Origin of the sequence: Micromonospora sp. NPDC049107 (genome assembly GCF_040648595.1) — a bacterium.
Taxonomy (GTDB): Bacteria; Actinomycetota; Actinomycetes; order Mycobacteriales; family Micromonosporaceae; genus Micromonospora.
The window spans coordinates 233,199-254,513 of the sequence record NZ_JBEZEC010000010.1; the positions used below are offsets into that span (position 1 = coordinate 233,199).

General features: G+C 68.8%; 19 protein-coding genes and 4 pseudogenes. 13 read left to right on the plus strand and 10 right to left on the minus strand.

The annotated features are described in order from the left end of the window. Positions 1 to 42 precede the first annotated feature (42 nt). Complete coding sequence (locus AB0B55_RS24795; protein WP_357128532.1) at positions 43 to 594, minus strand: hypothetical protein; 552 nt, start codon at positions 592 to 594, stop codon at positions 43 to 45. Between the two features lie 534 nt (positions 595 to 1,128). Here AB0B55_RS24795 and AB0B55_RS24800 point away from each other — a divergent pair. The 4 genes and pseudogenes from AB0B55_RS24800 to AB0B55_RS24815 all read left to right on the plus strand — a co-directional run. Next, positions 1,129 to 1,269, plus strand: a pseudogene (locus tag AB0B55_RS24800) (TetR family transcriptional regulator); the annotation flags it as partial. Further along, positions 1,270 to 1,698 (plus strand): TetR-like C-terminal domain-containing protein, encoded by a 429-nt coding sequence (locus AB0B55_RS24805; protein WP_357174147.1) that lies wholly within the window; start codon positions 1,270 to 1,272, stop codon positions 1,696 to 1,698. It begins immediately after the preceding pseudogene. Continuing rightward, positions 1,695 to 2,516, plus strand: coding sequence for an alpha/beta hydrolase (locus AB0B55_RS24810; RefSeq protein WP_357174150.1), 822 nt, complete (start codon positions 1,695 to 1,697; stop codon positions 2,514 to 2,516). The genes AB0B55_RS24805 and AB0B55_RS24810 overlap by 4 nt, the downstream gene beginning before the upstream one ends. Positions 2,517 to 2,696: 180 nt before the next feature. Continuing rightward, positions 2,697 to 2,900 (plus strand): annotated as a pseudogene (locus tag AB0B55_RS24815) (alcohol dehydrogenase catalytic domain-containing protein); the annotation flags it as partial. Positions 2,901 to 3,166: 266 nt separating this feature from the next. Here AB0B55_RS24815 and AB0B55_RS24820 read toward each other — a convergent pair. From AB0B55_RS24820 to AB0B55_RS24835, 4 genes are all read right to left on the minus strand, one after another. Further along, entirely contained in the window at positions 3,167 to 3,460 is a 294-nt protein-coding gene (locus AB0B55_RS24820; RefSeq protein WP_357128517.1) for a hypothetical protein, read from the minus strand. 249 nt (positions 3,461 to 3,709) lie between these two features. Beyond that, positions 3,710 to 5,158, minus strand: a complete 1,449-nt coding sequence (locus tag AB0B55_RS24825) for an aldehyde dehydrogenase (RefSeq protein WP_357174153.1) — start codon at positions 5,156 to 5,158, stop codon at positions 3,710 to 3,712. A 61-nt stretch (positions 5,159 to 5,219) separates the two neighbouring features. Beyond that, positions 5,220 to 6,092 carry an SDR family NAD(P)-dependent oxidoreductase gene (locus AB0B55_RS24830; protein ID WP_357128514.1) on the minus strand — a complete coding sequence of 291 codons (873 nt, stop codon included), beginning with the start codon at positions 6,090 to 6,092 and terminating at the stop codon, positions 5,220 to 5,222. 141 nt (positions 6,093 to 6,233) lie between these two features. Further along, a complete protein-coding gene (locus AB0B55_RS24835) occupies positions 6,234 to 7,076 on the minus strand; it encodes an oxidoreductase (RefSeq protein WP_357128511.1) in 843 nt (280 codons plus the stop codon). Positions 7,077 to 7,253: 177 nt separating this feature from the next. On the opposite strand from AB0B55_RS24835, the gene AB0B55_RS24840 reads away from it, so the two are divergent. Next, complete coding sequence (locus AB0B55_RS24840) at positions 7,254 to 7,799, plus strand: helix-turn-helix domain-containing protein (protein ID WP_357128508.1); 546 nt, start codon at positions 7,254 to 7,256, stop codon at positions 7,797 to 7,799. Between the two features lie 478 nt (positions 7,800 to 8,277). On the opposite strand, the pseudogene AB0B55_RS24845 reads toward AB0B55_RS24840, so the two are convergent. Continuing rightward, positions 8,278 to 8,589 (minus strand): annotated as a pseudogene (locus AB0B55_RS24845) (cation:proton antiporter); the annotation flags it as partial. Positions 8,590 to 8,812: 223 nt separating this feature from the next. Between AB0B55_RS24845 and AB0B55_RS24850 the strand changes: the two are divergent. From AB0B55_RS24850 to AB0B55_RS24865, 4 genes are all read left to right on the plus strand, one after another. Further along, positions 8,813 to 9,700, plus strand: coding sequence for an ABC transporter ATP-binding protein (locus AB0B55_RS24850; protein ID WP_357128505.1), 888 nt, complete (start codon positions 8,813 to 8,815; stop codon positions 9,698 to 9,700). Further along, complete coding sequence (locus tag AB0B55_RS24855; RefSeq protein WP_357174156.1) at positions 9,697 to 11,325, plus strand: hypothetical protein; 1,629 nt, start codon at positions 9,697 to 9,699, stop codon at positions 11,323 to 11,325. Before AB0B55_RS24850 ends, AB0B55_RS24855 begins: the two co-directional genes overlap by 4 nt. 167 nt (positions 11,326 to 11,492) lie before the next feature. Continuing rightward, positions 11,493 to 12,842: a potassium transporter TrkG gene (locus AB0B55_RS24860; RefSeq protein ID WP_357128499.1), complete on the plus strand. Its 1,350-nt coding sequence runs from the start codon at positions 11,493 to 11,495 to the stop codon at positions 12,840 to 12,842. After that, a complete protein-coding gene (locus AB0B55_RS24865; protein ID WP_357128496.1) occupies positions 12,835 to 13,518 on the plus strand; it encodes a TrkA family potassium uptake protein in 684 nt (227 codons plus the stop codon). The genes AB0B55_RS24860 and AB0B55_RS24865 overlap by 8 nt, the downstream gene beginning before the upstream one ends. 156 nt (positions 13,519 to 13,674) lie before the next feature. On the opposite strand, the gene AB0B55_RS24870 is transcribed toward AB0B55_RS24865, so the two are convergent. The 4 genes from AB0B55_RS24870 to AB0B55_RS24885 all read right to left on the minus strand — a co-directional run bounded on the left by AB0B55_RS24870 (position 13,675) and on the right by AB0B55_RS24885 (position 17,692). After that, on the minus strand, positions 13,675 to 14,655 hold the full coding sequence (locus AB0B55_RS24870) for a hypothetical protein (protein WP_357174158.1): 981 nt from the start codon (positions 14,653 to 14,655) through the stop codon (positions 13,675 to 13,677). Then, positions 14,652 to 16,088 (minus strand): hypothetical protein, encoded by a 1,437-nt coding sequence (locus AB0B55_RS24875; RefSeq protein WP_357174161.1) that lies wholly within the window; start codon positions 16,086 to 16,088, stop codon positions 14,652 to 14,654. Before AB0B55_RS24875 ends, AB0B55_RS24870 begins: the two co-directional genes overlap by 4 nt. Before the next feature lie 223 nt (positions 16,089 to 16,311). Further along, positions 16,312 to 17,106, minus strand: a complete 795-nt coding sequence (locus AB0B55_RS24880; RefSeq protein WP_357128487.1) for a potassium channel family protein — start codon at positions 17,104 to 17,106, stop codon at positions 16,312 to 16,314. 133 nt (positions 17,107 to 17,239) lie between these two features. Then, positions 17,240 to 17,692, minus strand: a complete 453-nt coding sequence (locus AB0B55_RS24885) for a MarR family transcriptional regulator (protein ID WP_357128484.1) — start codon at positions 17,690 to 17,692, stop codon at positions 17,240 to 17,242. Between the two features lie 84 nt (positions 17,693 to 17,776). Here AB0B55_RS24885 and AB0B55_RS24890 point away from each other — a divergent pair, with 84 nt between their 5' ends. The 4 genes and pseudogenes from AB0B55_RS24890 (at position 17,777) to AB0B55_RS24905 (ending at position 21,265) form a co-directional block, all read left to right on the plus strand. Beyond that, positions 17,777 to 18,691 carry an ABC transporter ATP-binding protein gene (locus AB0B55_RS24890; protein ID WP_357128482.1) on the plus strand — a complete coding sequence of 305 codons (915 nt, stop codon included), beginning with the start codon at positions 17,777 to 17,779 and terminating at the stop codon, positions 18,689 to 18,691. After that, positions 18,684 to 19,472, plus strand: coding sequence for an ABC transporter permease subunit (locus AB0B55_RS24895; RefSeq protein WP_357128479.1), 789 nt, complete (start codon positions 18,684 to 18,686; stop codon positions 19,470 to 19,472). The genes AB0B55_RS24890 and AB0B55_RS24895 overlap by 8 nt, the downstream gene beginning before the upstream one ends. Before the next feature lie 809 nt (positions 19,473 to 20,281). Then, positions 20,282 to 20,587 (plus strand): annotated as a pseudogene (locus AB0B55_RS24900) (transposase); the annotation flags it as partial. An 84-nt stretch (positions 20,588 to 20,671) separates the two neighbouring features. Continuing rightward, positions 20,672 to 21,265, plus strand: a complete 594-nt coding sequence (locus AB0B55_RS24905; protein WP_357128476.1) for a helix-turn-helix domain-containing protein — start codon at positions 20,672 to 20,674, stop codon at positions 21,263 to 21,265. Positions 21,266 to 21,315 lie beyond the last annotated feature (50 nt).

Below are 21,315 nucleotides of genomic sequence, written 5' to 3' on the forward strand. Positions count from 1 at the left end.
CCCTACCACCGAGACCAGACGACCGGCCACCACGAAAATCAGCTAGTCGAGCTTCACGATGTACCCCTCGTCAGCGCACGCCGTCTGCAACCCCGACACGTGCGTCCCCATCGGCCCGATCAGCGCCAACGCACCCCCGCCGTCCTCCATGCCCTGCACTTGCCACAGAATGTCGATCAGCGCCGTCCCGTGCTCCCGGATCTTCGGCTTCCGCGAATCCTCGAAAATCTTCCGCGCTTCCCGGTACTCGGCCTCCGTCAACTTGTCGTCATCCGCCGACTTCGGTTTGCCGTCCATCTGCTTGCCGTCGGCCATCGCCTTGCAGGCGGCGATCCCCGAGTCCTCGCGAATGAACCCGTCGTAGACGGCGTAGCCGCCGACGCCGAGCACGAGAACGGCGGCGAGCGCGAGCGCGGCGACGATGAGCGGCTTACGGCTCGACTTGGCCGGCTGCGGCGGCACGGCCTGCCCGGGATAGCCGAACCCGGGTTCATGGGCGCCGACCTGGCCGGGCTGGTACTGCTGCGGCGGGTAGCCGGTGCCCTCCTGCTGGTTGGAATGCTGCGGCTGCTGGGTGTGGTACGGGTCGGTCAAGGACTGCTCCCCACGTGGTTGCTAACTTGTTGATGTTGGTTGGATCTTGTTCGCCGGGCTACAAACTGTCGGGTTGGTGACTGCGGTTGTGGCTGGTCAGGTGCGGACGTCTGCGGTTCGGCCCGCAAGGCTCGGGCCAACGGCCGAAGGGGGCGATCCCGCCGGCCCAACCCCCGGCAGACCGAGCAGCTGCGTACCGGCGCAACCGGCGGCGACGATCGTTCCGATCTTTGACCCCCGGAACGGCGTCAGGTCGCCCGGGTCGACGCGGCTCCTTCGATGGCCCGGTAGTCCTGGAACGACTTCCATCCCTTCTCGCCGTAATCGTCCAAGTGGCATCGCCGCACGGTGTCTTCCACATTGTGCGATCCGTGTAGCGTTCGGTGACGGGCACGGGGCCGACGTCGTACACGCCGCTGCGGCAGCGCCTGCAGCGCGCCGGTTTGAACATGGCCTCAATCTGGGCGTTGGTGCGGCTCATGTCGGTTCCCCTTCGCGGCATCGCGGTCGCGGAGCTCTCGCAGGGGACAGGGTCTGACGACTGAGCGCGTCTCCGAGGCCGCGGCCGAGCTGGCCGACACGCTGGGCCTGGAACGCCTCACGGTCGCGGCCGTCGCCCGTCATTTCGGGGTTGCCGACGCCAGCCTCTACGGGCACGTTCGCAGCCGCGAGGCGTTGCTGCACAAGGTCGCGGTGCTGGCCGCGGCGGCGTTCGGCGACCGTCTCGCGCTCGCCGTAGCCGGCCACTCCGGGCGTCAGATCCTGATCGGTTTCGCCGACGCCTACCGGGCGTTCGCGGTGGCCCAGCCTGGGCAGTACGCGGCGACCCAGCTCCAACTCCCAGCCGAAATAGGCAAGTGCCCGGTCGGGCACCTACGGATGATTGAGCTGAGTTACGCGACTCTGCGGGGGTACGGCCTCAAGGAGCCCTACCTGACCGACGCCATCCGATTCGTGCGGAGCACGCTCCGCGGGTTCGCGGCGCTCGAGACGGCCGAGGGGTTCGGGCATCCCCGAGACCTCGACGTGTCCTGGCGCGGTGTCCTGTGCGCCATCCACACCGCGCTCTCGAACTGGGAAACGACAGAAGGAGAGCAACGATGAACAGCAACGACGAGGAGATCCGATCGGCGGACGGCACCAGGCTACTGGTCCGGCGGGCAGGTGCAGGCGACCCCGTGGTCCTCCTGCACGGCTCGGGCGGCGGCCTGCACTCGTGGGCTTCGGTCGCCGCGCGGCTCGCTGGGTCGTACGAGCTGTGGATGCCGGCCCGACGCGGATATGGTCCCAGCGACGTCCCGGAAGGCCGCAAGTCGTTCAAGGACGACGTCGCCGACCTGCTGGCCGTGGTCGAGACGATCGGGCGACCGGTGCACCTGGTCGGCGGCTCGTACGGAGCCACGCTGGCGCTGCACATGGCGGCAGCCGAGCAGAGCCGGCTGCAATCGCTGGCCGTCTTCGGGCCGCCGCTGTTCGCGGCCGGACAGTCGATCGCGCCACTGCTCGACCGCTATCAGGCGGCCCTCGAGCGGGAGGACGCGGGTGAGATGTCTACCGTGCTCAACGACGTGACCCGGGGGCCACCCGCAATCGCCGCGGCCTTCGCGGCCGCCCCAGGCGACAAACGACCTGACCCGGCCGAGGCCCGGCGTTCGGCGATCGGATGGCTGCACGACCTCGAAGCGCTTACCGACGACAGCACAGGCACAGCCCGCTGGTCGTCGATCACCGTCCCGACGCTGCTGATGCAGGGCGCCGACACCTGGGGGCCGACGCCTACCACCATGAACGAGCTGGCCGCGGCTATCCCCACAGCGCGCCGGGTCATCTGGTCACGCCAGTCCCACTTCGCGACCATGACCGCCCCCGACCTGGTGGCCGATGCACTCCGCGACTTCTTCGCAGGACCCGACAGTCGCTGAGCGGCACCGAGAGCACCGCATGACACGGCGTGACCACCCGAGGTGCGACCGCCAGAGCTTGTCCGAACGGCGAGGAGCGGTGATCACGCGATGAAGGCGGTGCGATTCCACGAGTACGGCGGGATCGATGCCCTGCGGATGGATGAGGTGAGGCGACCGACCCCCGGCCCCGGGTAGCTGCTGGTCAAGGTCCGCGCGGCTGCGATCCAACCCGGCGAGGTGATGATCCGCAGGGCGCGGCATGGGCGGTGGCTGGCGAGGTTCCGCTCTAGGCAGGGCAGCGATCTGGCCGGCGTCGTGGCAGAGGCCGGCCCCCAGGTTCGTGGCATCGCAGTGGGTGACGAGGTCCTCGGCTTCACCCACACCAGGGCGAGCCATGCGGAGTTCGTCGTGGTCGATGACATGAATCTGACCCTGCGGCCGGAAGGGCTTTCGCCGACCATCCCCGCCTCCCCAGCGGGATCCAGACTCCACACGACCTGGTCACGCTCCTGCGCAGCAGGAAGATCACCATCGTCTGCCACCAGGAGCACTGCACACCAACAACAGAAAGATCCGCGCAGGTCAACCTGCGCGGATCATAATCTATTTAGAGCATCCACGCTTAGCGTGGGTGTTCATGCGCTTAACGTACCAGCTCACGCCCTGTTTCAAAGACGCGTCCCCATTGAGTGGCGCGTTGAGAAGTTTATAGATGCCGTGGCGATTAGCTTGAGCGGTTCGCTCGAGCCAGGCAGGCGGGCCTTGACGGCGTCGAGGAGAACGCCTTCGAGGAGGCTGCCGAGCATGATGACGGCACTGGAGTAGGCGCCGTTGCGGTCGCAGACCCATGCTTCGTTGAGTCGGCTTTCGAGGATGGTGGCGAGGTCGGCGTCGCGGACGAGGTCGGCCAGGCCCCGCGCCGGGCCCTCAGCATGCCAACAAAGCGGCAACAGAAACGCCAACCAACTTCATCGAACAGCAGCTATGGATTCCCACTCTAGTGAAAGACCGAGGCTAATCCTCGAAGGAGACCTGCGCGCCGCCGCTGGGCTATCTCCTCCGGGGCCTGGCACTGGATTACCTGCCCGACGAAAGTCGCGAGGAGTTGGGGCACCTTGCCTGCGGCCGAGCGGGGGCGCAGGTGGTGAGCGCCACGGATGCGGCCGGCGGGGACCGGGGCGCACCAGCGATTCAAAGCCCGCCGTCGGCTGTCACCGCAGGCGGGTGACCGTCTTGTGCTCGATGTAGCCGGTCAGGCCGACCTGGCCGTACTCGCGACCGAGGCCGCTGGCCTTGTAGCCGCCGAACGGGCCATCGAAGCTAATCGGCGAGCCGTTCAATGTGACAGTGCCGGTGCGCAGTCGGCGGGCCATGTCCAGTGCCCGCTCGGGGCTCGTCGTCCAGATTCCGCCGGAGAGACCGTAGTCGGAGTCGTTGGCTATCCGCACTGCCTCGTCCTCGTCGTCGTAGGCGATCACGGCCAGGACCGGGCCGAAAATCTCCTCCTGCGCGATGCGCATGTTGTTGGTGACATCGGCGAAAACGGTCGGGGTGACGTAGTTGCCCTGCTCCAGGCCCTGGGGCACCTCGGGGCCACCGGTCACCAGGCGGGCGCCTTCCGCGATACCCAGCTTGATGTAGTCGATCACGCGGTGCTGCTGGTCCGGCCGGATCATCGGGCCGACGAAGGTGTCCGGCTCTGACGGATCTCCGACCTTCAGCGACTCCACCATCTCCTTCAGCGCCGCGACGACCTCGTCGTAGCGGCTGCGCGGCGCCAGGATCCGGGTCTGCAGGATGCAGGCCTCGCCGTTGTTGCCCAGGGAACCGAAGCGCAGCCCCTGCATCACGGCGGGCAGGTCGGCGTCGGCCAGGATGATGGCGGCGGACTTGCCGCCCAACTCCAGGCCAACCCGCTTGAGGTGCTCCCCGGCGATCGAGGCGATACGACGGCCGGCCCGGGTCGACCCAGTGAACGAGATCTTGTCAACGTCCGGGTGCGCGACGAGGTATTCGCTGGTCTCCCGGTCCGCCGGGAGAATGCTGAGCACGCCATCGGGGAGGCCGGCCTCGTGCCAGAGGTCGGCAAGCAGCATCATGCTCAGCGAGTTCTCCGGGGAGACCTTCAGTACCACGGTGTTGCCGGCCAGCAGCGCGGGGACCAGCTTGGCGGTGGCGGCGGAGAACGGCGAGTTCCACGGGATGACCGCGGCGACCACGCCGATCGCCTCGCGCCGAACGATGGTGTCGAAAGCCACCGTGAGGTCGGAGGGCTCGACGACCTCTTCCCAGCCGAACTCCTCGGCCGCCTTGAGGTAGGCGTTGACCTGCCGGGTCAGGAAAGGCTGGCCGGCCTTCGTGAACCAGCCGGCCGATCCGTTCTCGGCCGAGATCGCTGCCGCAATCTCGTCGGCCCGCGCGGCGCGTAACGCGTCGTAGCGGCGGATGACCTCTTGGCGCTCCTCCGGGATCGTATGCGGCCACGGCCCGTTGTCGAACGCCGTGCGGGCGGCGGCGACAGCCGCGTCCACATCGGCGTTGGCGGCCTGGGCCACCTGGCCGAGCACGGACTGGTCGTGCGGGGAGCGGATCTCCAGCAGCTTCGAACTGCTGGGCGTCATCCAGGTACCGCCGATGTAGAGCTTGTCGCGAACAATCATCAGTCACGTCTTTCTAGTGAGGGGAGGGAAATCGGGCGTCAGGCGCGGTGGGGCGTGCGCCCTAGCTGATTGGGGAAGTTGGGGGGCGGACCATCTTGGCGACCGAGGTCTCGGTGAAGTCGCCGAGACCGTCGAGATCCGTGGATTGGCTCACCTCGCGCCACGCGGCGTCCTCCGTGGCCCGGGCCTCGGCGATCAATGGCGCGAGCCAGGCCGCGTCCGAGCCCAGGAGGAGCCGCGCCGGCGGCTGCGGCTCCTCCGTGATCCGCAGGATTACCCGCGCCATTTTTGCTGGATCGCCGCGCTGCACGTCCGGATTGTTATGGTACGTCCGTACGAAGGCGCCAACTGTCTCGTCGTACTCGTCCTGCATGGGCGGCACGGACATCGGGGCAGCCGCCCACGGCGTCCGAATGCCGCCCGGCTCGACCAGGGTGGCGTGGATGCCGATCGTCTCCACCTCGCGGGCGAGGATCTCCGTGAAACCGCCCAGCGCCCACTTGGCCGCCTGATATGCCGCCAGGCCGGCCTGGGCGCGTCGGCCGCCAATCGTCGAGACGTTCACGATGCTGCCGGAGCGCTGTGGGCGTAACACCGGCAGGGCGGCCCGCACCATGTTGACCGCACCGAAGAAATTGATCTCGACGATCCGGCGAAACTCGTCCTCCGGCATGTCTTCAATCGAGCCGACGCTGCGGTATCCGGCGCTGTTCACCAGCACGTCGAGGCGGCCGAACTCGCTGACCGCGTACTGGACCGCCGTCTGTGCGTCAGCGCTGGAGGTCACGTCGACTGCGAGTACGCGCAACCGGTCCTGCTGTTGGTCGGGCACCGGCAGGACGTCGGTGGTCAAATCCGTCGCAAGCACGTTGTGCCCGGCCTGCAGCCCGGCATCGACCAGGTGCCGACCGAGGCCTCCGCCCGCTCCGGTCACCAAGAGTGTCTTTGTCATTGCGTCTCACCCACACTTTCACGGAATTTCGGGGCACGGCTGCGCCCTCCACACCGAGCCGCGACAAGCGGCCTGAGCGCATGCTCGGCCACGAACAGTCCGCAGGTCGCCGGGCTCTGGCGGTCAGGACTCAACCGGGTGGTCCGTGGAACGACTGACCTCGGCCCACGTCCGGGCCTCCGTGTTGCGCTCGTCGCCCGATTGCAACGCGATCTCCAGGGCGTCGCTGCCGAGCAGCAGTCGGCGAGGGGGCTCCGGCACGTCGAGGATGTCGACGATCGCCTTTGCCATCCGGGCCGGGTCACCAGGCTCGTTGCCGGCGTAGGCCGCGAACCGCTCCAACCACGCGCCGACGGTCTGCTCGTAGCCCTTGCTGAGCTGGCCGGAGGCGGTCGCGGCCCCGGCGGCCCAACCGGTACGGATGCCGCCCGGCTCGACGATCGTCACCTTGATGCCCAACGGGGCGACCTCGTTCGCCAGCACCTCGGAGAAGCCCTCGACGCCGAATTTCGCCGTCTGGTAGGCGCTGAGGCCTGGGGTGCCGCCGACCCGCCCGCCGATGGACGAGATCTGCACGATGTGTCCGGCGCGCTGGCGGCGCAGGACGGGCAGCGCCGCCCTGGTCACGTTGACGGTTCCGTACAGGTTTGCGTCGACCTGTGCCCGGAACTCATCCTCCGGGAAGTCCTCCACCGAACTGCTGGCGGCGTAACCGGCATTGTTGATCACCACGTCGAGGGAGCCGAACTTGTCGACGGCCGCCGCGACCACGTCGCGGCACGCCTCAGGCGAGGTGACGTCCAGCGGCAGGGTCAGGAGCCGCTCCGGGTGCTCCCGAGTCAGGTCCGTCAGCGAATCTGGGTTGCGCGAGGTCACCGCAACTCGATCGCCTGCCCCGAGTGCCGCCAGGGTCAGGGCCTTCCCGAGACCCTGGGAACCGCCGGTGATCAGCCATGTCCGTGCCATGGTGCCTCCTTCTGTCTAGAACTGAACCCACTCGGATTCAGCCTGCCTGTGCCACGAGATGTGCGTAGCAGATTCTCACCTAACCACCACTTGACTGTAGCACTAACTGACTTGAGCAGCTCCTCTATGAGGATGATCGTGAGGTTATCTACTACCACTGTTACGCTTGGAGCTATCATGAGAGCTGACGCCGCCCGCAACCTCGCTGCCGTCCTGCGCACCGGGGCCCGCCTGCTGGCGGAGGACCCGAGCACCTCGATCTCCGCCATAGCCAGCGCGGCGGGAGTGGACCGCACCACCGTTCACCGCCGCTTCGCCAATCGCGAAGCCCTGCTCAGCGCCGTCTTCCAGGCCAAGCTCGACTCGGCGGAGCGAGTCCTCGACGACTCGCGGCTTACGGAGGCGCCGGTAGCGGTCGCATTGCACCGCTACGTGGAAGGGATCATTCCGGTCAGCCGTGACTGGCCCGTCGACACGCGCCACATGATGCGCGCGGATCCCGCCGCCGACAGACGACGTCAGCAGCAGAGTCAGCGACTGAATGACTTCCTCAAACGCGCTTCCGATGAGGGCTACCTTCGCCCCGACACCTCCCCGGCCTGGGCGCGGGCGGTCCTCGACCAACTGGTGGAGACCGCCGCCCATCACTTCCCCGAAACGGCTCCCCCACGGGCGGCCGACCTGGTCGTGGAGACCTTCCTCAACGGCCTCGGCCCGTCGTGACAACCGGGAGCCGCCACCGAAGTTCGGCCTAGGTCCGGGATCCCGCTTCTCCGGCACCAGGGGTCGGCGGTGTCACATTGACGGCTGATCTTGGTTGTTGCAGTGGGCTGCTTCCTCAATCGCCAGCGCCGCACCTGCGGCGGCGACACGACCTGGGATCGGGCCCAAGGCGACGGCGCAGCCGCAGCTCGATGCCATCACTGTGACCCGCGAGAGCTCCACCGGCCCGGTGCACCGGCTTCGTCGGGAGCGTTTGCGTGTAGTTCGACCCGCGCTTCGAGTCCGACGACTCGCGATACAAGCGCAGAGCGCGATGACGTAGCTCGTCGGGGTACTTCTTCGGTGCTGCCACGGACGACTTGCTCCCCCATTGGCCACCGCGCCGAAGTTACCGCTGGGATGTGACACTCTCAGCGACCGGCCGAGAGGCTCCCAGGGCTGGCAATCCCCCTGGTCGAGTTGCCAATGTCGGCGGCGGAAGCACCGCGGTGATCGGCAGGGTGAGCGGTAGTCCCCAACCGAGTGCGCGTCCGGGCAGCCGCCACGCCGAGCGGAGGTCTGCCCAACCGACCCGCATCCCGTCGGTGAACAGCACCGCGAACAGCGCCAGCTCGGCGAGTTGCGCCACGATCGGCGAGTCGGCGCGCAGGTGCAGCACACCGGTGGTGTCCTCGCCGAGCAAAAACCCAGCAAGCAGGAACAGCGCCGCGGTGGACAGGATGGTGCGGTGTGCCAGTGCCGAGACGAGCACAGCGGCCAGCAGGACGGCGGCGAAGCACAGCAGCAGCAAGGAAACCCCTCCGAGAGCGCGAACCAGCACGGTGCCGACCAGACTTCCCGGCGCTCCACGGATCCCGGTGATCGTAACGGCCACCGACACGAGACGCGACTACGGCCAGCGCCAGCCGGATTCGCTGCCCTATCCCCGAGGTGACATACCGGAGTACCGTGATGGCCGGTGTGCCGGGAAGCCTGGTCGGCAGTCGTGCAACGTCGTCGACCGGAGGGACCGTATGACTGCGTCCGCCATCCGCACCCATCGCCTGACCAAACGCTACGGCAAACTGCTGGCCCTGGACGAGCTGAACCTCGACGTGCCGGCGGGCGAGGTGTTCGGGTTCCTCGGCCCGAACGGTGCCGGGAAGTCCACCACGATCCGGCTCCTGCTCGGACTGGCCCGGCCCACCGCCGGCCAGGCCTGGATCTTCGACGCCGATGCCGGGGACGTTTCCGCGGCTCACCGGCTGCTGGCGTACGTGCCGGCCGACGTGGCGCTGTGGCCGCAGCTCACCGGCGCGGAGACCCTGGAGCTACTCGCCGCGACCGGGCCGGCGGTCGATCGCGCTTACCGGGACGAGTTGGTCGAACGCTTCGCGCTCGATCTGTCCACCCCGGCTCGCGCCTATTCCACCGGTAACCGGCAGAAGGTCGCCCTGATCGCGGCGTTCGCCACCCGCGCCCCACTGCTGGTCCTCGACGAGCCGACCAGCGGCCTGGACCCGCTGATGGAGCTTCAGTTCCGCCGTGCTGTCGCGGTCGCCCGGGACAATGGGCAAACCGTCTTCCTCTGCTCGCATCAGCTCGCCGAGGTCGAAGCGGTCTGCGACCGGGTGGCCATCCTGCGCAGTGGTCGACTCGTCGACGTCGCGGGCGTCAGTGCACTGCGCCGGCTGCGGCGCACCGAGGTGACCGCCCGGTTCAGCGGCTCCGTACCCGACCTGCGCGACGTAGCCGGGGTGGAACTCGTCGCTCAGGACAGCGGCATGCTCCGCTTCACGATGACCGGACCGCCGGCACCGGCACTGCGCGCCCTCGCCGCCACCGACGTCACCGCGCTCACCGTCCGGGAGCCGAGCCTGGAGGAGATCTTCCTCGGCTACTACGGGGAGACGTCCCGATGACCGTCATCGTCGCACCGGAGCATGCCCGGCCGGTCCGCGCGAGCGCTGGTGGGACCGTTACCCGCCTGGTCGTCCGGCAGGTACGTCGTGGAACGGCCATCGTGCTCACCGTGGTGGTCGGCATGTCGGTGCTCGTCGCCGTCACCTACACCGAGACGATCAGCGACGGTGGCGGCGCCGAGGCCCTCGCCGCGCTGGCCGGTAATCCGGCGATCCGCACCCTGTTCGGCGAGCCCGTCGGCCTCGACACCGTCGGCGGTTTCACGGTCTGGCGCACCGGAACCGTCCTTGCTGTGCTGTTGTCGGTGTGGGGAGCGCTCGTCACCACCCGCGTCACCCGGGGCGAGGAGGAAGCCGGTCGCTGGGACCTGCTGCTCGCCGGACGATTGGGCCGCAGCGCACTACTCGCCCGGCACCTCGCGGTGCTGACGGCCGCGATGATCCTTGTGGGGGCGGCGCTCGCCACGGCGCTCGCCTCGGTCGGCACGCCGGTGCGGGGGGCGGTCGTACACGCCACCGGTCTGGCGTTGGCCGGTGCGGTGGCGGTCGCGGCGGCGGCCCTCGCCGCGCAGGTCTTCCCGGCCAGGTCCGCGGCGACCGGAGCCACGCTGGCGTTTCTCGGGGTGGGACTACTGACACGGATGGTCGGCGACGGAGTCACCGTCCTCGGTTGGCTGCGCTGGCTGCCACCATACGGTCCACTGGCATTGGTCGGTCCGTACCGGAACGACCGGTTGGCGCCCCTGGCCGTTCTCGGGTTCACCGCGATCGCGCTCACCGTCGGCGCGCTCGCCCTGATGCGGCGGCGGGACGTCCGGGAAGGACTCCTCTCCCCCGCTTCCGGACGGCCGGCACGGCTGCGGCTGCTCGGCTCGGTAACGGCCTTCAGCGTTCGACGGCTACTGCGGTCGTTGGCGGGTTGGTCGACCGGGGTCGGCGGGTACTTCCTGCTGATCGGTCTGCTCGCCGAGTCGCTGACGACGTTCCTCGCAGACAATCCGCGCTTCGCGGACCTGGCGGCGCAGGCCGGCTTCGCCGGCCTGCACACCGTCCGCGGGTACGCGGCCACGCTCTTCGCCCTGCTCGCCATACCGGTTGGCGCGTTCACCGCCGTCCGTCTCGGCGCGTTCGCCGCAGCGGAGACCAGCGGCCGCCTGACCCTGCTGCACGCCGGGCCGACCACCCGCGTCCGGCTGCTCGGCGCCGAGATCCTCACCACCACGGCGGGCGCGGCGGTCCTCGTCACCGTCGCCGCAGTGGCCGCATGGCTGGGCTCGAACCTGGTCGGTGCCGGGTTGCCACTGCCGGCGGCGCTCGCCGGCGCCTGGAACGTCCTCCCGGTCGTGCTGCTCAGCCTCGCCGCAGCGGTCGTCACACTCGGTCACACGACGCAGGGTGTGGTGGCGTGGGGCGTGGTGCCGACCGCTGGTGGGTTCCTGCTCACGGTCGTCGCCGACAGCGTCGACGCGCCGGGCTGGGTACGCGGGCTTTCGCCGTACACCCATCTCGCGGCCGTGCCCTCGACGACGCCGGACTGGCCGGCGATGGCCGCCGTGGTCGCGGTGGCGGCCCTGGCCCTCCTGGTCGGCCTGGCGACATACCGGAGACGCGACCTGCGGCTGTAGCCCACCGGTCCGCGCGGTGAGCTGATGGGTGGGGCGACCGTCCCGAACGGCCGTGAGAGCATGCGGTTCATGATCCGGACCAGCCAGACGACCCCGGCGAGCCTGCGCGCTAGGGGCGCCGGCGTGGGCACCCGGCGCACCGGCGCGGCCGACGGATGCTAGACCCGGTGCCGACGTGGCAGCGGCGAAGTAGGCGACTGTGGCATCCCGCGCAGGTCATCGCGGTCGGCTTCGGCACGGCGGTGGCGGTCGGTACCGGCCTGTTGTCGCTGCCCGTGGCCACCCGTTCCGGCCAGCGCGCCGAACTGATGGATGTGGTTTTTACCGCGACCTCGGCGGTGTGCGTGACCGGCCTGGTCACCGTCGACACCGGCAGCTACTGGTCCAGCTTCGGCCAAGCGGTGATCCTGCTGCTCATTCAGGCCGGCGGCCTGGGCATCATGACGCTGGCGACGTTGTTCACCGTGCTGCTGTCGCGGCGACTTGGCCTACGGGCCCGGTTCCTGGCACAGGCGGAGACGAAGAGCCTCGACCTCACCGACGTGCGCGCGGTGGTCCGCCGGATCGTGCTGTTCAGCCTCGCCAGCGAGGCCGTCGTCGCGGTGGTGTTGACGCTCCGGTTCATCACCGGCTATGACGAGCCGTTCGGCGAGGCGCTGTACGACGGGGTGTTCCACGCGGTGTCGGCGTTCAACAACGCGGGCTTCTCCACCAACGCCGACAGCCTCGTCGGCTACGCCACCGACCCCTGGATTTGCCTGCCCATCGCCGCCGCGGTCATCCTGGGCGGGCTGGGCTTTCCGGTCGTGTTCGAACTGCTCAAAGGCTGGCGCCGCCCCGCGCTCTGGTCGGTGCTGACCCGCATCACCCTCGCCCTCACGGGTACGCTGCTCGTGCTCGGCACCCTTGTGCTCACCCTCGCCGAGTTCTCCAACCCGCGTACCCTCGGCCCGCTCGGCGGCGGGGAGAAACTGTTGGCCGGGTTCTTCGCCTCGGCCATGACCCGCACGGCCGGGTTCAACAGCGTCGACATCGGCGGGATGCGGCCAGAGAGCCTGCTCGCCAGCGACGTGCTGATGTTCATCGGCGGTGGCAGCGCCGGCACCGCCGGCGGGATCAAGGTCAGCACCTTCGGGCTGCTGGCATTCGTGCTCTGGTCGGAGATGCGCGGCGAGCTCCACGTCAACGTCGGCCGGCGGAGCATCCCCGCGAGCAACCAGCGCCAGGCGCTCGCGGTCGCCCTGCTCGGGGTCGGCGCGGTGGTCACCGCCACCTTCGCGCTGTTGGCTATCACCTCGTACCGGCTCGACGTGGTGCTGTTCGAGGCGGTGTCCGCGTTCGCCACCGTGGGCCTGTCCACCGGCATCACCGGAAACCTACCGCCGCAGGCGGACCTGCTGCTGGTGGTGCTGATGTTCGCCGGCCGGGTCGGTCCGCTAACCCTGGCCTCGGCGCTGGCGCTGCGCGAACGCAACCGCCGCTTCGAGTTACCCGAGGAAAGGACGATCGTTGGCTGAGGCACGCACCGAACCCGTGGTCGTGATCGGGCTGGGCCGGTTCGGCTCCGCCCTGGCCCTGGAACTGGTCAGCCGAGGAACCGAGGTTCTCGGCATCGACCACCGCCCGAAGGCCGTCCAGGCCCTCTCCGGACAACTGCCACACGTCGTCACCGCCGACTCCACCGACATCGAAGCCCTGCGGCAACTTGGCCTGGCCGAGTTCCACCGCGCCGTGGTGGCCATCGGCACGGACATCCAGGCCAGCATCCTCACCACCAGCCTGCTGGCCGAACTCGGCATCCCCGACATCTGGGCCAAAGCAATCAGCGGCCAGCACAGCAACATCCTCACCCGCGTCGGCGCCCACCACGTCGTCGCACCCGAGCACGACATGGGCGAACGCGTCGCCCACCTGCTCTCCGGGAGAATCCTCGACTACGTCGAAGTCGACGCCGACTTCGCCGTCATCAAGACCACCCCACCCCGGGACATCGTCGGCCTGCCACTACGCGAATCCCGCCTCCGCAGCAAATGGGGCGTCACCGTCGTGGCCGTCAAACCCCAGGCAGCGGTACCCGGCGGCAAACCCCGCGCCTTCACCTACGCCACCCCCGAGACCGTCCTCGCCTACGGCGACCTCATCCTCGTCGTCGGCACCCTGGACAACGTCGAACGTTTCGCCACCACCGATTAGCACGCCACTGTCCGTCAGTGGACGTTAGATGCCGGTCACGGTTCCGTCTTCTGAGGGCTTGCCGGGGCGCTCCTGAACGATTGCGGGGTCGATGGCTACCCTCGGGCTTCTCCTCCTGCTCATCTCACCGGCATCGAGGCGGCGGTGGGCCAGGATTCAAGGCTCAGCTCCGGTAAATGCCCAGACGTTGATCAGCAGTGCCGCGCCCACAACGGCGGCCAGCGGGACGCCCGTGCCGCTGCCGAGGAACAACACGCCGCATATCCCGCCGAATGCTGCTCCTACCAGGGCGAAGACCGCCGCGCGCCACCACCATGGTCGAGCCCGGGGCGGCGACGCCCCGGCCGGGAGGATGACGAGGTCGCGGAGCGCGTCACTGACGTCGGCTCGTTCGTCCAGCACCACTCGCTTCGGCGGCTGATGTCGTAGCCGGCCAATCGGCACCAGCCGCACCTGGCCCGGCATCTCGATGACCACTCGGCGCTTTGTCGAGACGTCGCCGTGGACCGTGACGTGAACGGTGCCGCTCACCGAGTCCACGACCGGGTGCCACATGACCCGCTGCCAGCGGTCGGGACCGCGGTGTCTGTTCGTTGCGAGGGCGATCCAGGTGCTGTTACCGACCGATATCGGTGGGCCGTCCGGTCTGTCGCCGGCGAGTACCGATGCCTCCAGGAGAGAACTCGGCCGACCCGCGGCTCGTCGGAACAGGATGCCACGTAGCGCCCAGGTCAGCACGACCAATACGGCCACGAAGCCCGAGATCACGATCGGAACCGTCAGATCGTCCTCGTTGCTGGTCTCGTCCGGGTCGGCCGGGAAGCCACGGGGCGTGGGCTCGGCCGGGTCGTACGCGACCGGGAACGGTCGGTCCTTCGTGTACCGGTCGGTGTCGTAGATGCCGAAGCGCTGCACGTGTTCCTGGCCCGCCTGGTCCACCCATCGGACACGGATGTCGTCGAGGTCCCCGATCCCGTCCTCGACGACGATGCCCTCGACCACCGCAGTGGCTCGTGCCTGCGCGCTGGCGTACCGGTACCCCTTCCAGCCGAGGACGCTCCCGACAATGGCGAACGCGAGCATGGTGGCGGCGAGCGCCAGAAGCGCGACGCGCAGAACCGGCCTCTGACCATTCATCGCACGGCCCACGCTGTGAAGCGCGGCAGCAGTTGCCGTACCCGAGCCGGATCACCGCTGTCGACGACGTACTCCACCAGTTCCTCGACGTCGAGCAGCCCACCGGCGGGGTCGACCAGCACGCTCGATGTCCACCGGCTGGCACGTGGCCACCCGGCCTCCTGGAGCGCCCCGCTGATCACATGCCCGACGTAGCCGACCAGAACGGCGCGTGCCGCGGCGGCCCGCATCGGCGCTGGCAGCCTTCCCGTCTCCGGGTCGAGCGCCCGAGCCAGTTGCGCCCACGTGCTGTCCGCCACGGCGTCGGCCGCGATGGCCACCGCGGCGCGTACGGAATCCTGACCCGTCACCTGCATGAGACGCGACGCGACCTCCCGCGTGCTCGCCTCGAAGCGGTCTGGTGCGAGGTCGAGGAGACGAACCGGTCGAGGCTCGTCCGGAACCTCGTGTGCGCTGACGAGGTCCCGCACGCACCATCGCTCCAGCGTGTCGGCGTTCCGCAGGGGCACCGGTGAGCTCGCGTCCCAGCCGAGGCCGAGGTGCTCGGGTAGCGCGGCGAGTCGGACGGCCAGCGGGGGCTCGATCGCGATGCCCATCGGGTCGTCCTCGTCGGCCGCAGTAGCAGCGGCGGCTAGGCGCGGCGCGACGTACGGATCGGCGAGTGCCGCGTCGAGTGCTTCGTACAGGTCCTCCGGGTAGTTCCCGTCCTCGCCCAGCACCTCCGTCCAGGTGTCGCCGAGCGCGTGGAAGGCCGCATCGATGATGCCGATCTCGACGAGAGCACCGCGGATGGCCGGCGTGCCGGCAACCGCGGCGGCATCGGCATCCGCGGCCAAGACCAGCGGCCAGACCCGAGCCCGGCTCGCCCGCAGCAACCGCTCGACCAGGACGGCCGGAGCCCGGAGGCGGTTCTCGATGCTGGCCACCAGGGATCCCCGCGCGCGAAGCAGCAGTTGGGTCCGCCGGTCCCCGGCATGCTGTTCTTCAGCGAACTCGCGTGCCACGAGGGCGGCGATTTCGGCAGCGGTGAGCCGGCGCACCAGCGGCAGACCCAGGAAGAGGGTGAAGGTACGAAACCCCGACGTTCGGGTGGGCAGGACGGCGACCTCCGGCTCGGCCACGATCCGCGCGAGCAGCGGAAAGCCAAAGCCGAGGCGCTCGGCAACCTGCCGCACCAGGGTGGTCAGCTCGGGCTCATCGGCCGGACGCACGGCGTGACCGGTGAATCGTGGCCGATGCGTCAACAAGGGGATCGCGTTGAATGCGAGCACCGGGAGCACGATCCACACGAACGGCACCCAGTCGCGGAAGACCGCCACAGCGGCGAGCACGGCCAAGCCGAACAGGAGGACGGCCGGATGCGCGAGGGCGGTCATGGCCGCGACAAGCATCCAGCCGCGCAGGGCAGACAGGCGGGCGGTGGCCGGGCTCATGGTCCCACCTCACCCCTCGCTAGCACGGGGGTCGAGATACGGTGCCCGCCTCCATCGGTGGAAGGTCATTGAGGGCGATACCGAACCGGAGGCGGTGTGTGCTGCGCGGGTCACGGCGGCCAACCAGGCCGGACTCGTTCGTCTGGCCAGACTGCTCGACGGCAGCCGACACAGGAAGGTAAACACTTCTGACCAGCCGGCGCACCGGTGAGGAGTCGAGCGGTCATGGCGAGGGCCTCGGTGCGGGTGCCCGCCCGTCCGGCTCGGTCAAGAATCCTTTCGGCGCAGCCGCCTCGATGTGCTGACGCAGCGCCGCGATCTCCGCCCGCAGCGCCGCGACGTCCGCGCTCGTCGCGGCGGCCGGCTGCTCGGAGGCTGAAGCGACCCGCTCCACGATCCAGGTCGCTAGCGAACCCGTGACGAAACCGATCAGACCGATCCCCCCGATCATCAACCCGAGCGCGACGAACCGCCCCATCGAGGTGACCGGGTAGTGGTCGCCGTACCCGACGGTGGTGATGGTGACTGTCGCCCACCAGAGGGCGTCGTCGAACGACGTGATGTTCGGATCGGCCCCGGACCGTTCGGCATCCAACACCGCGAGCGCGGACACCAGAACCAGCAGCACGGTGGTGGTGGCGACGTAGACGGCGAGTCGGCCCCGCGCCCAGACCTCCGTGCGCCGGCTGATCGTCAACACCACCATGATCAGCCGTACGGCGCGCAAGGGGCGCAGCACCGGTAGTGCCAGCACGACGAGGTCGAACAGGTGGCCCCGCAGGAACCGACGCCGGTCGGTGGCCAGCTTCAGGCGTACCAGCATGTCGAGCCAGAACAGCAACCAGATGACGACCGACGTCACAGCGCAGGCGTCCCGCCACGCCGGCGCCAGATCGGTGCGCAGGATCGGCGCCGCGTACACCCCGAGGAAGACCATCGACAACACCGTCAACGGCGCTGCGGTGAGCCGCTCCCAGTTCGCCGACCGGGCCAACCGCCGATCTGCCCCACCCTGCATCTCTGGCTCCGCCCGAAGATCCGGTCCGCTCATATCGGCAATGATCACCCTCCAGCGTGCGTGGGCTCACTCGGTCATCACGTCAAACCCGGCCAGGATCCCGTGGTTAACCATGTCGGCGCGCAGTGGGGACTTACTGATCGTCCTTCTTGTCCCGCCATCTGTCGATGAGCGCCGGCAGTTCACGCCAGAGGTAGTCGTAGAAGTCGCGCATCTCGGTAAGGCGGGTTGCGGCGAGGCTGCCCACGCCGGCCACCGTGATGCCTTCTTCGGCGGCTTCCCGCATGCTTCCGATCATCGCGTTCTGGCCGGACATGAGGGTCGCCCACGCGCCGTCACGAAGCCGGAAGTGCTCGCGGCGACTACCCGGAGCGGGCACTCGCTCGATCAACCCGACGGTTCCGAGGGACTTGATGGCGGTGGACACGCTGCCGGAACTGATGGCCAGGGTGTCCGCGATCTCGCCAGCGGTCATCGTCTCCTGCTCGGTGAACAGCAACGCCGCCAGCACTCGCGCCGTCATCCGTTGCAACCCGCCCTCGGCGAGGGTCAGTGCCAACTTCTCCGCTGGACCACTCAAAGCCATCCGCGCCCTCCCGCGCTCGATCGACCAGAAGCCTAACATCTTGCAATCTTCAGAAATCTTTGAACATTCGATACTCTGCAAGCCATGGCTGATGTGATCCAGCTGGAGAAGCTGACCAAGACCTACGGCCGCCGCACGGGACTGCGCGGCCTCGACCTGTCCGTCGCCGAGGGTGAGGTGTTCGGCTACCTGGGTCCGAATGGGGCTGGCAAGTCGACCACCATCCGCGTGCTACTGGACCTGATCCGACCGACCAGCGGACACGCGCTGGTGTTCGGGCACGACCCGCGCCGGGACGCGGTGGCGCTGCACCGGCGGATCGGGTATCTCGCCGGGGAGTTCGTGGTCAACCCCCGCCAGCGCGTCGGTGAGTGCCTGACGTTCCTGGCCGACCTGCGCGGAGGCGTGCCGAAGGCCCGCATCGGCGAGCTGGCCGGGCGGTTGGAGTTGGATCTGACCGCGCGGATCAAGACCCTGTCGAAGGGCAACCGGCAGAAGATCGGCCTGGTACAGGCATTCATGCACCGCCCCGAACTGTTGATCCTCGACGAGCCGACGTCCGGGCTGGACCCCCTGGTGCAGCAGACGTTCCTCGACCTGGTCCGCGAAGCCAGAGCCGACGGGCAGACCGTGTTCATGTCCTCGCACATCATGAGCGAGGTCGAGGCGGTCGCCGACCGGGTCGGCATCATCCGCGACGGCCAGCTCGTCGCCCTCGACACGGTGGCTCGACTCCGCGACCGCAGCGTGCACGAATTCCTGGTCACCTTCGCCGACCCGGTCGATGACACCGCACTCGCCGCCCTGCCGGAGGTGACCGGCCTGACCGCTGACGGCCCGACCGCGAGGTTCCGCCTCGCCGGCAGCCCCGACGGGCTCATCCGCGTACTCGCCCAGCAGCGGGTCGTGAGCCTCCGTGCCACCGAACCCGACCTGGAACAGCTGTTCCTCACCTACTACCAGCCCGACGCTGCAAGCAAGGAGACCACGCATGCCTAACCTGCTGACCAAGACGTTGTGGGACGGCCGGCGGGCCCTGGCCGGTTTCACCGCCGGCATCGCCCTGCTCGCAGCGATGTATGCCGGCTTCTATCCCCAGGTCGCCGACCGCGCGATGGGACAGACCGTCCAAGGCTTCTCCCCCGGGCTGCGGCAGGCGCTGCGGATGGAGGACCTCTCCTCCGCCGCCGGGTATCTCGGCTCCAGCGTGTTCGGCATCATCGTGCCCCTGGTCGCCGTCATCTTCGGCATCGTCACCGGCACCCGCGCAGTCGCCGGCGATGAGGAAGCCGGCTACCTCGACCTACTCCTCGCCCACCCGGTCAGCCGCACCCGGCTGCTGCTGCACCGCTTCGCCGCGCTCACCGTCAGCGCCATCCTCATCGCGGTGGTGGTCCTGCTGGCCCTGCTGGCCATCCGGCCCGGCGCACAACTCGACAGCATCACCGTCGGCGAGTTCACCGCCCAGTGTCTCGCCCTGGCCCTGCTGATCATCGTCTTCGGGACGGTCGCGATGACCGTCGGCGCGGCCACCGGCAGCCGACCCGCCGCCCTCGCCGGCAGCGCGGGCATCGCCGTCCTCACCTACGCCGCCAGCACCTTCGCCAGCCAGATCGGCGCCGACGCCCTCCGCTACGCCTCCCCCTTCCACTACTACATCGGCGGAGAACCCCTGCGTAACGGCTTCCAATGGGCCGACCTGACCATCCTGACCGCCACCACCGCGGTCCTGCTGACCGGCGCCGTAGCGGCATTCAACCGCCGCGACCTGACCAGCTGACCGCGACCGCCCTCACCACGCCAGCGGTGTGGCCCGACGCACTGGACGTCATGCAGCCACGGGCATCAACTCCGCCGCGGCCCCCGCGGGCACGGCAGCCCCGATCCTGCCGCCGTCACTGACCGGCACCTCGGACACGATGTGTGAGACAGCCCTGCTGCGCTTGGCGCACGGGCCATGAACGGCGGCGATCGTGGCGAGTCGGTCGGACCGTGCTGAACGCGCCGGGCCGATCTTCACCAGACAACCACAGCACCGCACCGCTGCGACCGCAGGTGCAGGCGGGAAGAAGACAAAGAGCCGCATGTCATTACGCCTGTGGGCACAAACAGAGCGCCGGGTTGGAAAGGACGCAACGAACTGAGCGGAGCACGACCGATCCGCTCGCCGGCACCACCGCAGCACCAACAACATGATCATTGTGTGTGACCACCACGCGTGGACCATCGAAGTCGAGCCCGCGATCTACCCGCTCACCCCGGCGGGGAGCTTCCTCGCCACCACAGCAAAAATCCCCGTCCAACGGGACGGGGATTGCTCGAAACGCGAAGAGAAATCACGCTTCGTGGGGAAATAACGTGTCCTAGGATCGACACGAACCGATACCCAACACGGGTTGCGCCTTATCGGCGCTATTCCACTCGCCTGAAATCAGGCTACCTGTAGGGTCCCGGGCTGACCGCCCGGGATCCGGTCGGCACGAGAGGCTCCTCAGCGTGAAGCGGCGAGAGATTCATCGTTCACCTTGGCCTGGCGCGGAATGTGAGCCGTGGTCGTAACCGGTGGGGTCCGGCCGCGTTGGGCTGATCATGGGTGAGCGTGCGGCGTATCCGAGTGACCTGACCGATGAGCAGTGGGCGGTGGTCGGACCGTTCCTGCAGGCGTGGAAGGACCGCCACCCGTCGGTGTCGGGGCATCAGGGTCGCTACGAGCTGAGGGAGATCGTGAACGCGATCTTCTACCAGAACCGGACCGGGTGTCAGTGGGCGTACCTGCCGCACGACCTGCCGCCGAAGTCCGCCACCTACTACTACTTCGCCCTGTGGCGTGATGACGGCACCGACCAGGTGATCCATGATCTGCTGCGTTGCCAGGCGCGGGAGAAGGCCGGCCAGGTTCGCCGCCCGCCCGCAGCCCGCCGGGCGGGAGATTCCCAAGCATCTGCTTGACATTCGGCAGAAAGCGAGGAGACTCCAAGCATGTCCTTGGAAAGTGGGCGGCGGCGCGTCATCGGCGACCCGGTAGCCATGCGCGCTCTGGCCCACCCGCTTCGACTCAAGCTCCACGCACTCGTCGGCCGTGAGGGCACCATGACGGCTGCGACGGCCGCGCGCGCGCTGAGGATCAGCCAGGCGCTCGCCTCCCATCACCTGCGCCAGCTCGGGAAGTACGGCTTCGTCGAGCAGGCCGGCCGCAGCGACAACCGGGAGCGCCCGTGGCGGGTGACCGCCGTTTCCCAGGACTGGGAGCCCGGCGAGACAGCCGAGGGCCACGAGGGACTGAGCATGTTGGAGCGGTTCGTGCTGGAGCGCAGCGCCGCTCAGTTGGCCGAGTGGCAGCAACGCCGCCCGGAGATGGATTCCCGCTGGAGTGAGCACACCGGGGTCTCACAGAACCTCGCCTATTTGACCGTCGACGAGCTGGCCGAGCTGCACCGCGCCTGGGAGGCCCTCATCTCGCTCTGGGTGCAGCGCCGTCCGCTCGGCGACACCGCGAGCCGGCCCGAGGGTGCCGTACCGATCGACATCACTCTGATCATCGCGCCGCTGCCGCCGACCGCGTCAGGCGGTTGACCGGCGCTTCGGCTCCCCCTTCGTGTTCCGGCGAGGGCCAACCCGTGCGC